Consider the following 14,696-nt stretch of genomic DNA (forward strand, 5'->3'; position numbering starts at 1 on the left):
CTTTCCTCGGCTCCGTACCGGAGTGCGCGGCCGTGCGCGCGAATAGCTGCATGCCTGAGACAGGACTTTTATGTACGTATACGACGAGTACGATCAGCGGATCATCGAGGACCGCGTCAAGCAGTTCCGTGATCAGACCCGCCGCTACCTGGCCGGTGAGCTGAGCGAAGAAGAATTCCGCCCTCTGCGCCTGCAGAACGGCCTGTATGTTCAACGTTTCGCGCCGATGCTGCGTGTTGCTGTCCCGTACGGCCAGCTGAACGCCAACCAGGTCCGCACCCTGGCCAAGATCGCTCGCGACTACGACAAGGGCTATGCCCACATTTCCACCCGCCAGAACGTGCAGTACAACTGGCCGGCGCTGGAAGACATCCCGGATATCCTCGCCGAACTGGCCGGCGTGCAGATGCACGCGATCCAGACCAGCGGCAACTGCCTGCGCAACACCACCACCGACCAGTTCGCCGGTGTGGCCGCAGACGAAATCATCGACCCGCGCCCGTGGTGCGAAATCGTCCGCCAGTGGACCACCTTCCACCCGGAATTCGCCTACCTGCCGCGCAAGTTCAAGATCGCCATCAACGGCTCGCAGGAAGACCGCGCCGCCATCGAAGTGCACGATATCGGCCTGGAGCCGGTGCGCAATGCAGCGGGCGAACTGGGCTTCCGTGTGCTGGTCGGCGGCGGCCTGGGCCGTACCCCGGTGGTCGGCTCGTTCATCAATGAGTTCCTGCCGTGGCAGGACCTGATCAGCTATCTGGACGCCATCCTGCGCGTGTACAACCGTTACGGTCGCCGTGACAACAAGTACAAGGCACGGATCAAGATTCTGGTCAAAGCGCTGACACCTGAAGTATTCGCCGAGAAGGTCGAGGCCGAAATGGTCCACCTGCGCGGCGGCAGCACCACCCTGACCGAAGACGAAGTGCAGCGCGTATCGCGCCATTTCATCGACCCGGAGTACCTGGCCCTCGAAAACGTCGACTACGCCGCCCAGGACGCTGAAAACCCAGGCTTTTCCCGTTGGCGCTCGCGCAACACCCGCGCCCACAAGCGCCCGGGCTACGTGGCCGTGACCCTGTCGCTCAAGCCCACCGGTGTTGCCCCTGGCGACCTGACCGACAAGCAGCTGGACGCCGTGGCCGACCTGGCCGAGCGCTACAGCTTCGGCTTCCTGCGCACCTCGCACGAGCAGAACATCATCCTCGCCGACGTCGAGCAGCGTAAGCTGCACGCACTGTGGCTGGAACTGCGCGAAGGCGGCTTCGCCACCCCGAACATCGGCCTGCTGACCGACATCATCTGCTGCCCGGGTGGTGACTACTGCTCGCTGGCAAACGCCAAGTCGATCCCGATCGCCGAGTCCATCCAGCGCCGTTTCGACGACCTGGACTACCTGTTCGACATCGGCGAAATCGACCTGAACATCTCTGGCTGCATGAACGCCTGCGGCCACCACCACGTGGGCCACATCGGCATCCTCGGCGTGGACAAGAAGGGTGAGGAGTTCTACCAGGTATCGCTGGGTGGCAATGCCGCGCGCGGCGCGAGCCTGGGCAAGATCCTCGGCCCGTCGTTCGCCCAGGATGCCATGGCCGACGTGATCGAGAAGCTGATCGCCGTGTACGTCGAACAACGTACCGAGGAAGAGCGTTTCATCGACACCTACCAGCGTATCGGCATCGACCCTTTCAAGGAACGCGTCTATGCAGCGAATCATTAAGAACAACCAGATCGTCGACGAAACCTGGCACCTGCTGCCCAAGGAAACCTCGTTCGACGAGCTGACCAACTGCGACGACTACATCGTGCCGCTGCAGCTGTGGCGTGACCATGCCCACGTGCTCAAGGCCCGCGACGGCGGCCTGGGCGTGTGGCTGGACAGCGACGAAGAAGCAGAAGAAATCGGCGAAGACGTGCAGTACTTCCAGGTTATCGCCCTGAACTTCCCGGCCTTCACCGACGGGCGCAGTTACTCCAATGCGCGCCTGCTGCGTGACCGCTACAAGTTCAAAGGCGAGCTGCGTGCCATCGGCGACGTACTGCGCGACCAGCTGTTCTTCATGGCCCGCTGCGGCTTCGATGCGTTCGCCATTCGTGCCGACAAGGACCCGGAAGACGCGCTGCAAAGCCTCAAGGATTTCTCGGTGACCTACCAGGCCGCCACCGACGAGCCGCTGCCGCTGTTCCGCCGCCGCTGATTGCCCCGCGCCCGTGAACAGCCCGCCTCTCGGCGGGCTGTTTCGTTCACAGGCCCTGGCGCTGGATTACCTCACCCGTCAATTCAAGCAACAGCTGCCGTTGCGCTATCTCACGCTCTGCACGAATTTGCTCGGTTTGCGCGAGATAGTTGTCATCGCTCAGCGTTTTCGATTGCTCGAACAGCGCATCAAGGCGCTGCTGAAAAGGCTCGTCCACAAAGCTGAAGCGCGCTGCCTCATGTTCGTTCAGGTAGGTCTGCCAGAACGTTCGGTCTGCCAAAGACTGCGCCAAGGCTTGTGGCGTCTCCTCCTGCAGAACCTCGCTGCGTGCCGAGTTCAGGTCTTCACGATCTACCCCGCTGAACTCCTCGTACAGCAGATGGCTGGGCTGCGCAGGGAGGTCCAGGCTATCCGCCAGCCTTACGCGATAAGTGAGGTAGACCTCAACGGGGTCGTTGGAAAGATATTCGGCAATATGCCGTGCCGCAATTGCGTTGACCTTGTCCAGGCGGGACAAGGAACGCCCCAGGAGTACTAGCGCCCGCTCACTCTGCAAACCGTCGATGGCTGTTCCGGCCTTGGCGACCAGCGCGCCAACCTCCAGCTCGCTGAGGGTCAGCAGCAATTCGTCGCCGCAACTACGCGGCCGGCTGGCCTGTTCGAACAAGTGTGCGCGCACCTCGGCATGCTGTTCACAAGCCTCGAGAACCTGCCATACACGAGCCCGAAGATCACGGGGCTGGGTGTGGTATTCGTGGGTGTCGCGCAGGTCCGAGATAAAGCGGAACAAGTCGCTTGCGCCAGCCTCCTGGTGCAGACGATTCCAGCACCCCAACCGCAACTCACGCTGGGTTGAGGTATACCCTGTTAACCAGGGGGTCGCAGCACTTGAGCCCGGTGATGTGTGCACCAAGGAGAGACGCTCCGGCGCCCCGGCGGCCGCTCTGGCCAATTGCAGGCGCTGAAGGGTATCGTCCGAGATCGGATTTTCATGCAACTCCAGGCCCTGCAGCAAACGTAACGGCAGCGCAGACAGCGCTTCAGGCAACGTCTGAATCTGATTGTCACGCATATCCAGCAGTTCCAGATTGCCGTGCCTGGCCAGATCATTGGGCAAGGCGCCCATGCCTGTGTTACGCAATGAAAGCCGGCGCAACAGCGGGAAGGATGCCAATGGCGGCAGCAGCCCCACTGGGTTGCCGTTCATTTCAAGCCAGCGCAGCCCTGTGAGTTGGCTGAGCCGCAGGTTATCTGCGCTGGAAAGTACTATCTGGTTGCCGCCGAGCCGCAAGTTTCTCAATTCGGCCAGTTGCTCGATACCTGCCGGAAGGCGCGCCAGCCGGTTGTCCCGCAAATCCAGGTTGCGCACTTTGCTGAAACGGCCGAAGAAGCCCGCTTCAACTGCCGTCAACTGCATGTTGCGCAAAGTCAGGTGTGTAATGTGGTCAAAGGCCACATTATCGGGCAAGGCTGGCAGCTCCCCCACCCGGTCACCCACGATGGTCAGGTGGTAATCACCCGCCACCTCCCCAGAAGACATGCGCCGCCAGCTCGTCATAATGCGCCTGGCAACTTTAATGCGACGCAAGCGGCGAAGAATGGTCAGCCCCGGCTCAGCCCGCCAGGCTTGCAATGCCTGCTTGAGGCTGGCCTTGCCTTGTAACAGCTGGCTGACGTGGTTCCATGGCTCCACACCCCGTTGAGCCAGGTCTTGCAGGTATGACTCCAGCTGTTCACTGGTCATCAACGGGAACACATGATTCAGCGTGCGCCGCAGTGCCTGACGCGTGCCCGACAGGTGCCCACTGAGCGGGTAGCCCAAGCGCCCATCGAAAAGCCGCACAGGAGGGCGAATGCCCTGCCCCACCTGGACGAGCCCAATCATTCTGGCCGCCGCCGCTCGGTCGGTAAAGGCATCAGACAGCCCACCCTGCACAAGCTTTTCGGTATCAGCATTCGCCGCAGCTGACTGGCGCAGCCCTGCACAAGCGCGGTCAATCCGGCTGTCGCGTACTGCCCAACGCGCACGCTCCGCCAGGGTGAGCGGCAGCCGACCTGCGTCGTTCAGGCTCTCGAGTTCGATACTGTTGGCCTGCTCGACAATTTCCCTTGCGCAGCGGTGGGAAAGGCTGGGGAAATCCCGCATCAGCACCTGGTCCGCAGCTTGCGGATTGACCTGTCGCTCATTGAATACGTCTTCGAATGCCTGACCCCGCAGCGCCGGAAACTCATTGTGCAGTTGCCAGCGTTCGATGGCATCGAGCAAACGCGCCGGCGGTGGTGCGTTCTCCAGAAGCAGCCGGCGCAGCTGGTCAGCACCGTAGCCTGTGGCCTGCAAGGCGACGGCTGCCGCCTCGTCGGAAACCGCCGCCGTGCGGGTGGCAAGCCGACGAACCATGTAGGCGGCATCCTGCCAGTGCTGCGGCTGCTCGAACTCATGCACCCATCCCCCGACACCATTGTGCTCAAGTGCCGGTACATAGGCCCCCGGCCTCGATGGGTGATGAATGCGCCAAGCGCCATCGTCGCCTTCACTGACCTCATAGACAGCATCATGCAGGCGCCTCAGCGAACGGCCATTCTCATGGACGGCCTGCCCTACCGTCAGATCGATGTCATCAAGCTGATACCCCGACAAGCCCGGATCACACAGGCGCAACTGGCCATCCGCCAGGCTTATCGGCACCAGGGCATCCACCCGTGCCACTCGCTGAGCCAACTTGCCGAGTGCCGCCACACCAACAGCCGTTACCGCCCCCAACGCCACCGTTTCGGCCACGTTGAACACGTGGCTCAGTGCCGCGTTGCGATCACCCAACTGCCAGTCCTGATAGCCTTCGTACACCTCGCCCGCCAGTTGCACCACCGTAAGCCCGAGCATGGCCTGGCCTAACACGGGCACAAACAGTGCAGCCAGGCCTGCCACGCTCAGCCCCAAGTCAAGATACCCCTGCAGCCTCGCGTGGCGGTCGGCGATATCCTCATCCTCTGTAGACACAGCCAATACCCGTGCATCATCGAGCATCTTGTCGAGTTGGTCTTTGCGCAGCGCGGCAAACACCTCGCCTTCGATCGCAAAGCAGCGACCATCCAGCTCAAGCGGTAAAACAGTACTGCCGTGGCTCAGCAGCGCGTTCAGAGCCGTGTAAAAGGAGACACGATCACGCTCTGCGACGAAGCGCTGGAAGAAGCGGCGATACGCCTCATCGCGCATGCGCATGCCAAGTGTCATGTACAGCAGTTCCCAGCTGGTATGCCAACCCACCGGGGCATACCGGTCCTCGGGCAGCCACGCGATAACGCCCAGCAGCCGGGCGTTCTGACGCACTTCGATCACCAATGCACCAACGACCTTCTTTCCCAACAACCTCAGGGTGTGGCACTTCAACACGGTGCTGGCGGCGGGCATCGATGGTGATGTACCCACAACGCGGTTTATGCGCTGATAGGTCTGCTCGTCGATTTCACCCTTGATTCTGGCGACCGTCGCCGCGAGTTCCAGGTTGGCGCTCAACGCCTCCTCCATGATGGCGTCGACCAAAAACCCAGGCTTGTTTTCGGCTTCCAGCTGCGACCTCAAGTGGCTTTGATAATGCCGACCGATGTCGAGGCTGCGACAGAGGCTGACAAATACCTCCGCGCTCAATGGCAGTCGCTTTCCACCTGCATTGAGCAACTGTGACCCTGGGGCGAACCAGCCTGGTTCGGTTTCATTTACGTGGAAGTTGTGCAGTGCCGCTGAAAGCAGCGACTGGGTGCTTTCAATCCGGGCCGAAAAGGGTGACAAGGCAGCCGATATCGGCGGGTTTGGTCGCAGGGTCACCAACTTGACCTTGGCCAGGCGCGGGTCTATCTGCGAATTTGAATGCGCCGCGAGCGCGCTTTTAAGCAACGACTCGGCGAAGTCATCCAGGGGAACGATGGCCTGCAACCTGGCGTTTAGTTGGTCCTGCGCCCGCTGCTGACGCAATGAAGCTGCGCGCAGCAATGTCAGGTGCTCAATAGAGGCGTGCTTGAACCAATCCGGCAGTTGACGAGCAATCAACGCATCGATGGAGTCAGCAGGAATCTGGGAAGTAGTCATGGGCAGCCTGTCCGCTAGATAAAGGCACTAGCTGACCAAGGTTTCAACCAGTTCTGGCTGTACTTATGTAGTCAGGGCACAGGGTGAAAGTTGATTCTTGCCTACAGGTCAAATGACTTTGACGCAGCCGCCGCTTATTCGATGCCTTGCGAACCTGCACACTGGCCGTCACATGATCATCCCCCCATTTCTCAGGAGTAACCTCATGAGCGTTCCTTCGTTCGGCCTCGGCACCTTCCGCCTCACCGGTCAGGCCGTCATCGATTCGGTCAAGTCGGCCCTGGCGCTGGGCTACCGGGTCATCGACACCGCGCAGATCTACAAGAACGAAGCTGAAGTTGGCCAGGCCATCGCCGAAAGTGGCGTGCCGCGCAGCGAGCTGTTCATCACCACCAAGATCTGGGTCGACAACTATGCTGCCGAAAAGCTGATCCCCAGCCTCAAAGACAGCCTGGCCAAACTGCGCACCGACCATGTCGACCTGCTGCTGATCCACTGGCCCGCCCCAGGCAATGGCGTTGAACTGACCGAGTACATGCAGGCCCTGGCTGAAGCCAGAAAACAAGGCCTGACCCGTCAGATAGGGGTCTCCAATTTCAACATCGAACTGACCCGCCAGGCCATCGAAGTGGTCGGCAAGGGCGAAATAGCTACCAACCAGATCGAGCTCAGCCCGTACCTGCAGAACAGCAAGCTGGCCGCTTACCTGAAGGAGCAAGGTATCACCGTCACCTCATACATGACCCTGGCCTACGGCAAGGTGCTGAAAGACCCGGTACTCGCCGAGATCGCTGCCAAGCACAAGGCCACTGTGGCCCAGATTGCCCTGGCCTGGGCGCTGCAACTGGGCTACGCGGTAATCCCGTCGTCGACCAAGCGCGAAAACCTGGCCAGCAACCTGCTTGCCCGTGACCTGATACTGGACGCCGGCGATATGGCTCGCATCGCCACGCTGGAGCGCAATGGCCGCGAAGTCAGCCCTGACGGCCTGGCGCCGATCTGGGATTGACACCGTTGCGGTGCAGGAGCGCGCAGGCGGTGAAAAGTCAGAACCGCAGCCCCACATTGACCATTCCTGCCGCCGCCCCCAGCACCACGAACTCCGCGCCAAGCGGGCCCCAGTGCGCTCCAAACGACGGAATGATCACCGGCGCAACGCCCAGGTGGTTGAGCGGTATCTTGTCGTCATACTCGCCTTTGTAGCCCTCGATCAGCCCCGCGCTCAACTTCACGTACACAGGATAACGCTCGTTCTCCCAGACCTTGCCCAGGTAGGCATAGTACGAGCGTTGGTAGAACGAGTTCTTGAACGTGGCGGCTCCCCACAATAGACCGTCGGTGTAAACCCGCTCGATACCCACCAGTTCCTGGTGGTTGTTGTGGTCGGGATCGTGCGTCCAGTGCTTGGTGTAGGCGCTGGTCTGCACATACCAGTAATCCCCTTCGCGCTCGCCATCCTCGGCGTTTGCAGCCAGACTCACAACCAGCAGCCCGATTGCTGCAAATAACGTCCTGTTCATGCTCGATGCCTCACGGGTCAATCCACAGACCCTAGCCAAGCCTTGCAGATCACGCCAATGCCATACCGCCCCGGGAGCAATGATGCCAATACGCCGTTTACTGGTTGCCGTGGTGCTGGGCTTTCGCATCACCGCAATTGCCGGTTTTCGCCTGGAGCCCTGGCACACCTACGTGCCCCACGAAATGGCGCGGGCGACGTCCCATCCGTTTTTGCGCTGATGTCCGACAACCTGGACAGCGACTTGGAAAAACCCTGAACAAGGAACCGCATCACCCGCATCAATGGCCGGACTTGGGCTCGAACACAGTCACTGCACGCGCATCCACTGGTTTGGGCAGCAGCCCTTCGCGGTAGAAGGCATCGGCAATGCGTTGCTGCTCGCCAAGGTTGTCCAGTTGCACCGGCTGCACATCATAGCTGCGGCGGCCATTGGCCTGCTGCACCGTCGCGCTGTCCAGGTTACCCCAGAGTGGCCCCAGCACCCGGGCAGCCGCTGCGGGATTGGCCTTGGTCCACGCACCGATCTCGCGCAGCGCCTCATACACCTGCTGCAGCACTTCAGGGTGCGCCTTGGCGTAATCGCTGCCGGCCAGGTAATAACGCTGATAACTCGCCAGCTCGTTGCCATCGGCGAGGATGCGCGCGTTCTGCTGGCGCTGGGCACTGGCTACGTAGGGGTCCCAGGTGACCCAGGCGTCGACCTTGCCATTCTCGAACGCCGCCCGGCCGTCAGCAGGGATCAGGTACGCCGGGGTGATGTCTTTGAAGCTCAGGCCGGCCTTGGCCAAGGCCTGGATCAACAGGTAATGGCTGCCCGCCGCCTTGGTCACCGCCACCCGCTTGCCCTTGAGGTCGGCCAGGGTCCTGAGCGCAGAGCCGGCTGGCACCAGAATGGCCTGGGCCGTGGGTGATGGCGCCTCACGCGCAAAATAGGTGAGCTTGGCACCGGCCGCCTGGGTGAACACCGGCACGGTGTCGGCCACATCTGCCGACAGGTCGACATTACCCAGGTTCAGCGCCTCCAACAGTGGCAGGCCGCTGGGGAACTCATGCCAACTGACGCGGATACCTTCGGCCTGAAGGCGCTGCTCCAGCGTCCCACGGGCCTTGAGCAAGGTCAGCAAGGTCGAGGACTTCTGGTAACCGATGCGCAGGGTCTGTTCGGCGCTGGCAAGAGACGGCAGCAGGCCGCCAAGCAGCAGGCCCAGGGCCAGGTGGCGCAGGCGTTTACGGTGCAGCATGGGGTGTCTCCAGATCAATGTTGGGCCAGTGAGTCATGGGTGGGCACGTTAAAGCCACCGGCGAAGGTAGGCGCCACATCCAGGCGCTGATTCATCAGGCCATGGGCGTGGTAGAAGTCGGCGGTTTCCTGTTGCTCGGCGACGGTCTTGGTGTCGATGGCCTGCCAGCGCAACTGCCGGCGCTCGAACTGCAGCCGCGCGGCGTCTTGCGGGAAGCCAATGATCGCAGCCAAGGTTTTCGAGTAGCTGTCCAGGTGCTGGTAGGCCCACACCTGGGCGCCCGCCAGACGGCCCAGGTAGTCTTGCAGCGCAGCATGCCGGGCCGGGTCATCCAGCGCATTTTCGGTTGCGGCCAGAAAGCTGTTGCCAGAAGAGAGCCCACGACCATTGACCAGTACCCTGCCTTGGCCACTCAGCTCGGCCAGGGCGGTGTACGGCTCCCAGGTCGACCAGGCATCCACCGAGCCATTGGCCAAGGCAATCTTGGCGTCGACCGGGCCAAGGAAACGGAACTCCACATCTTTTTCACTCAGGCCGACTTGGTCCAGCGCCTTCAGCGCCAGGTGATGACCGATTGAACCCCGCCCGGTTGCGATGCGTTTGCCTCTTAGCTCGGCGGCACTTTGCAGGGGTGCATCAGGGCGCACCAGCAGCGCGGTGCCAAACGGGTCGGATTTGTCCACGGCTATGGCTTTGACCGGAGCCCCTGAGGCCAGCACGAACAGCAGCGGCGCATCGCCAATGATGCCGGCATCAATCGCCCCGGCATTCAATGCCTCGGCCAGCGGCGCAGCGGCGGGGAACTCGGCCCAGTGGATGTCGTAAGGCAGGTCGCGCAAAGCATCGGCCGCTTCAAGCTGGGCACGCATGTTGCCTTTCTGGTCACCGATGCGCAGGGTCAGGCGTTCGCTGGCGAAGGCCTGGGTAGCCAATAGTGTGGCAGCGGCGAACAGCAGCAGGCGAGATCGAATGGACATCCGCAGTTCCTTGCAGGTTGATGGAACTGCGAATGTAGTGACTTCATTCAAATAAATGAAATTGATTTTAGAGCTAAGCTAATATGCAAATTAACAGAAACCTGTTTTATCCCCTGTGTCACAGGCTCAGCTCGGGTGTTGGTCATAGGCCTGCCGTGTCAGTTGGAGAAGCAATGCCCGCTCTGCAAGCAAGCGCTCTGCCTGCACTGTCTCGGCCGCTTCGCGAAACGCCTGGTCGCTCAGCACCTCGCGCAGCTCGAACATTAACTCGAGACGCTCATGAAATGGCGCATTCATGGCTTCGAACCGGTCGGCATACAGACCCTGCAGATACTGCTGCCAGAACTCCCGCTCAACCAGCGAGCGGCTAAGTGCATCGAGGTCCTCGGCGGCCAGCACTTCGCGCGTGGCCGAAGTCAGGTCGGCGCTGCCCACGCCACTGGCAGAGGCATAGTTCATGCTCGAAGGCTGCCCCGGCAAGTCGAGAGCGCCTGCCAGGCCAACCCGGTAGGCCAGGTGCACCTCCACATCATCGACCGGCACGTCGGAGTCGCGTACGCGCTGCTGCTGAATGTGCCGGTTGGCGATACGGTCGACCTGGTCCAGGCGAAACAACTCACGCCCCAAACGCAACAGCGCGTGCATGGCATAGCGCCCTTCCAGCCCTGCAGTACGCTGTGCCATCAGGGTGCGTACCTCCAGGGCGCTGAGGATCAGCAGCATCTGGTCGGCGCAACTGCGCGGGCCCGCAGCCTGCTGAAACACGGCCTCGCGGACTTCACCATTGAGCTCGCAAGCCTCGATGATGCCCCATACCCGGCGACACATCTCCTGTGGCTGGCGCAAGAAATCTGCGGACCGCGATAAATCGGCAAAGAAACGGAACAGGTCCTGTGCCCCAGCTTCCGCAGCAAGGCGATCCCACTGCTTCAGGCGTCGGGCCTGGTCAGTGGGCGCCACCCCCTCAAGCCAGCGCAACCGCTCATCTTCCAGCGATTGGTCGTGAACACGAACAGGCAGCACATCGGCCGCCCTGCTCTGCATCAGTTCCCGCAGCCGGCTCACAGCCCGAGGCGAAAGAGGATTGTCATGCAGAAACACTCGCTCAGGGTCGCGGGCAAGTAACTGCAACACAGCATCGGGCAGCTCGCTGATCGAGTTTTCACGCAGGTCGATCAGCGTCAGCGAGGGCGATTCGAGCAGCGCCAGGGGCAACTCCCGGAGCCCTGTCATGCGCAGGTTCAGGCTGCGCAAACGGAACAACATGCTCACATCCGGGCTTCGTCCCAGGAGGTTGTCATGAAGGTCCAGAGCCACCAGCCGGCGCAGCGCAGCGATAGACCGGCTGCCTTCGCTGGTCAGGCCGATGTGGTTATCGGCGAGGTTCAGCTCCACAAGTTCGACCAAATGCTCAATGCTGGCAGGCACCGTCGTCAGCAAGTTGCCACGCAGATCCAGGCTGCGTACCTGGCCAAAGCGCCGCAAGAAGCCCGGCTCGATTTCCAGCAGGCTCATGTTACGCAGGCTCAAGCGCGTGACATGGCTGAAATCCACCGCCTCGGGCAGGTTTGGCAACGCCCCTACCCGCCAGCCATGGATGCACAGCTGCAAGTTCCCATGCGTATCGACACTCTGCCGCTGCCAGGCCCGGCGAATGGTTCGCGCCACCCAGACGCGGCGCAGCGCCTGGGCCGGGCTGGCAGAGGCGCGTCGCCAGTTGCTCAAGGTGTCTACGAGAATGCGCAACTGGTTATGGTGGTGGAAGTAGAAGTGCCACGGTGTCATGCCTTGGTGACCCGCCGAGGCGATGAATGCCTCGGCCTGGACATCCGTGAACGTCGGAAACAAACGCCTGATTGCCTGGCGCAATGCCCCAGTGCTGCTTTCCCCGCGACCACTGAGCGGGTAGCCGAGTCGGCCATCCCCCAGTCGTACTGGCGGGCGCACCCTGCCGCCGTCGGGTGCCATGCCGAGCAAAGCAGGCAGGTCATCACGTTGCATGAATGCCTGCTGCGCCAGCGCCTGCGCCAATTGTTTCGCTGATTCCCCGGCCTTACCCAGCGCCTGAAGCTGCATCTCGCCAAGTTGCCGAAACATTGCCTGGATCAGGCTGTCATGGGTGCTCGTACCCTGTAGCGGCGCCCCCAGTCCATCCAGTGCCTGGTACCCCTGAGGCCTCTTGACGATGACACGTACGTCGGTGGCAGACGGGGCGCCCATCCGCACCAGAGGCAGTGCACCTGACGAAGCTTCGTGCAGTTCGATCCGTAGCGTATCAGGCCAGCTGACCCACTGATCCAGCAGGCCGAACGCCAGGCGCTCGGTGTCAGCGTTAACGGCTTGCGCCTGGTAGAGCCCCGCACATGCCCGGTCCAGGCGGATGTCCCTGAGCATCCAGCGGGCTTGCTCGGCCAAGGCCAGCGGCACCCGTTGCTGGTCGACCATTCGCTCGACCAGCAACTCGTCGGCCTGCTCCACGATGGCCTTGGCAGTACGGGCTGTCAGCCCTGGGAAGTCACGCTGCAACAGCGCTTCGGCCGCTGACGGCGCCCACTGCCTTTCGACGAAATGTTGTTCGAAGGCAGCCCCTCGCAACCTCGGGTACTGCTGGTGCAACTGGCGGCGCTGCAGGGCATCGAGCAGGCGTGCCGGCGGTTGGCTCTCCTCCAGATGCAAACGTCGCAGGCGGTCATTGTCGTAACCGGTGATCTGCAGCACATCCTGCGCCGACGGGTCATCCACCTCGGCCACACCACTGCCCAGGCGCCGCAGCAACTCGCCCCCCTGCCATGTTTGCGGCGTGTCCAGTTCATGGCGCCAAGCACCACCCCCCAGGTGCCACAACTTCGGCGCGTAGGCCCCCTCACGCTGAGGGTGCTGGATACGCAGTTCGCCCCCAAGCGGGTCGCCAATCACCTGGTAGACTGCCTGGTGGGTGCGCAGACGGGCCTTGCCGTCTGCCACGGCATATTGGCCGATAGCAATAGGGTCATTGCCCACGGCATACGCTTCCAGTCGCGGGTCGAACAATTTGTAGGCGCCTTCGGTTCGCACAGGCACCAGCGCATCGACGAACGCAGCGCGTTGCATCAAGCGTTCATGGGCTACTCCCGTCCCGGCAGCCACCACGGTCTGCGCAACGTTCACGGCCACGCTGAACGCGTGCTCCAGCGCGCCTTGCCGATCCCCCAGGTGCCAGTCTTCATAGCCCTCATAAACATCATCCACCACCTGCAGCGCGGCAATGCCCAGAAGCGGCAGGCCCAGGCCCGCCACGTAGAAGCTGGCCAGCCCAAGCAGGTCGAGGCCCAGGCCTGCGTAGAAGTGCAGGCGCCGATCCCGCTCGGCGCTATCCTGAACCGCGGTAGGCACGGCCAGTACCTGGGCATCGTCAAACAGCGTTGCAAGCAGTACCTTGCGCAGGTGTTGGAACAACGGCTCGCTGATTACCTCGTAGCGCCCGTCAAGCTCAACGGGTACGTGCGTCCCCCCCTGCGCCCTGGCGTGGGCCAAAGCCGGTGCGTAGCCCTCACGGTCACGCTCGCTGACGAAGCGCTGGAAATACTCCGGGTAACCCGGCAACCGGAAGCGTTTGCCGAGACCCTGAAACAGCTTGTCCCATGATGTGTGCCAACTGACCGCACCGTAGGGGTCATCAGGCAACCAGCACACCACACCCTCCAGCGGCCCTTCGCCCAGCCCGTCACGGTGCAACTCGAATGCAACGGCTCCCCGCACCCGCTTGCCAAAGACGCGCAGCGCCGCTGGACGCATCCGCGTTACCGCCCCTGGCGCAGGCGTGATCGCCGCCATGCATTGCACCAGTGCAGTCTCATCGATGTCGGCCTGCAGAGCTGCCATACGCAGGGCGGCTTCCAGCGCAAGACGCTGGCCTTGCTCAAGCAGGGTTGCAACACCCGCCCCTGCATCCCCCGGCGCAGTCAGCTGGGCTTGCAGATAAGCCTGGTACTGCCCGCCGATGTCGATTGCGCGGCAGCACTCGGCAAAGGCCCTGGCCGTCATGGGCAGCGCTTGGCCTTGGCCATCCAGCAGCATCGATTGGTCTTTCACCCCCAATGACCTGGACTCACTGTCACTGAAATTGTGCAGCGCTGCTGCCAGCAAGCTGTGCTGCAGCGTACGCTCGCGCACGCCACCTGGTGCTTCCGGGCGTGAGCTGGGGTAACGCTCGATGAGGTGCATTCGCAAGGTGGCCTTACGCACGTCCACTGATTGCGCAAGCGGCGCCAACAGCGCGTCGTGCAGCAAGGGGGCAGCAAATTCATCCATGGGCACCAGGCTGCTGAACAAGGCACTCACGCGTTGCTGTGCGGCCTGCTGTTCGCGCAAACAGTCATGCAGTTCTACCAGCCGGCTGGCCGGGGGCTGCGCCAGCCAGCCGGGCATCCGGCTGGCGATCAAGGTATCGATGGAATCGTCGGAAGGTGCAGGGGTTGGCATGCTGGGCTCTCCTTGGTAGAAAACCCTGATCTCAACCTAACGGGGATGACTGCGGTGGTAGTTATGCCTGCCAGAGCCGCTGCGGGAAAACCCGGAAAACGGCGAAAACACCCGCGCCACCGAAACCTGTAGATAGCCCACCCAGTACGCGAGCAGACGCCAGACCAAAAACGCACCCCCAGGACAGATCCCGCACCCTTTTTCGCGACG

Annotated in this window: 9 protein-coding genes; 4 read left to right on the top strand and 5 right to left on the bottom strand. The window is 62.1% G+C overall.

The window, feature by feature from the left end:
- Positions 1-70 precede the first annotated feature (70 nt).
- Both P0Y58_20135 and P0Y58_20140 read left to right on the top strand, forming a co-directional pair.
- Positions 71-1,723, top strand: a complete 1,653-nt coding sequence (locus P0Y58_20135; GenBank protein WEK29203.1) for a nitrite/sulfite reductase — start codon at positions 71-73, stop codon at positions 1,721-1,723.
- Positions 1,707-2,201: a DUF934 domain-containing protein gene (locus tag P0Y58_20140; GenBank protein WEK29204.1), complete on the top strand. Its 495-nt coding sequence runs from the start codon at positions 1,707-1,709 to the stop codon at positions 2,199-2,201. The genes P0Y58_20135 and P0Y58_20140 overlap by 17 nt, the downstream gene beginning before the upstream one ends.
- Positions 2,202-2,247: 46 nt before the next feature.
- Here the strand turns inward: P0Y58_20140 and P0Y58_20145 are convergent, their stop codons facing one another.
- Positions 2,248-6,285, bottom strand: a complete 4,038-nt coding sequence (locus tag P0Y58_20145) for an NEL-type E3 ubiquitin ligase domain-containing protein (GenBank protein WEK29205.1) — start codon at positions 6,283-6,285, stop codon at positions 2,248-2,250.
- A 205-nt stretch (positions 6,286-6,490) separates the two neighbouring features.
- Here P0Y58_20145 and dkgB point away from each other — a divergent pair, with 205 nt between their 5' ends.
- A complete protein-coding gene (gene dkgB, locus P0Y58_20150; GenBank protein ID WEK29206.1) occupies positions 6,491-7,294 on the top strand; it encodes a 2,5-didehydrogluconate reductase DkgB in 804 nt (267 codons plus the stop codon).
- Positions 7,295-7,331: 37 nt separating this feature from the next.
- Here the strand turns inward: dkgB and P0Y58_20155 are convergent, their stop codons facing one another.
- A complete protein-coding gene (locus P0Y58_20155) occupies positions 7,332-7,805 on the bottom strand; it encodes a sn-glycerol-3-phosphate transporter (GenBank protein ID WEK29207.1) in 474 nt (157 codons plus the stop codon).
- An 82-nt stretch (positions 7,806-7,887) separates the two neighbouring features.
- Here P0Y58_20155 and P0Y58_20160 point away from each other — a divergent pair, with 82 nt between their 5' ends.
- A complete protein-coding gene (locus P0Y58_20160; protein WEK29208.1) occupies positions 7,888-8,025 on the top strand; it encodes a hypothetical protein in 138 nt (45 codons plus the stop codon).
- Positions 8,026-8,085: 60 nt separating this feature from the next.
- Here the strand turns inward: P0Y58_20160 and P0Y58_20165 are convergent, their stop codons facing one another.
- The 3 genes from P0Y58_20165 to P0Y58_20175 all read right to left on the bottom strand — a co-directional run bounded on the left by P0Y58_20165 (position 8,086) and on the right by P0Y58_20175 (position 14,486).
- Complete coding sequence (locus P0Y58_20165) at positions 8,086-9,048, bottom strand: aliphatic sulfonate ABC transporter substrate-binding protein (protein ID WEK29209.1); 963 nt, start codon at positions 9,046-9,048, stop codon at positions 8,086-8,088.
- A 14-nt stretch (positions 9,049-9,062) separates the two neighbouring features.
- The gene (locus P0Y58_20170; protein WEK29210.1) at positions 9,063-10,025 is read right to left on the bottom strand and encodes an ABC transporter substrate-binding protein; all 963 of its coding nucleotides are present in this window, start codon (positions 10,023-10,025) and stop codon (positions 9,063-9,065) included.
- Between the two features lie 126 nt (positions 10,026-10,151).
- Complete coding sequence (locus tag P0Y58_20175; protein ID WEK29211.1) at positions 10,152-14,486, bottom strand: NEL-type E3 ubiquitin ligase domain-containing protein; 4,335 nt, start codon at positions 14,484-14,486, stop codon at positions 10,152-10,154.
- Positions 14,487-14,696 lie beyond the last annotated feature (210 nt).

This window comes from Candidatus Pseudomonas phytovorans, from assembly GCA_029202525.1.
GTDB classification, from domain to species: Bacteria; Pseudomonadota; Gammaproteobacteria; order Pseudomonadales; family Pseudomonadaceae; genus Aquipseudomonas; species Aquipseudomonas phytovorans.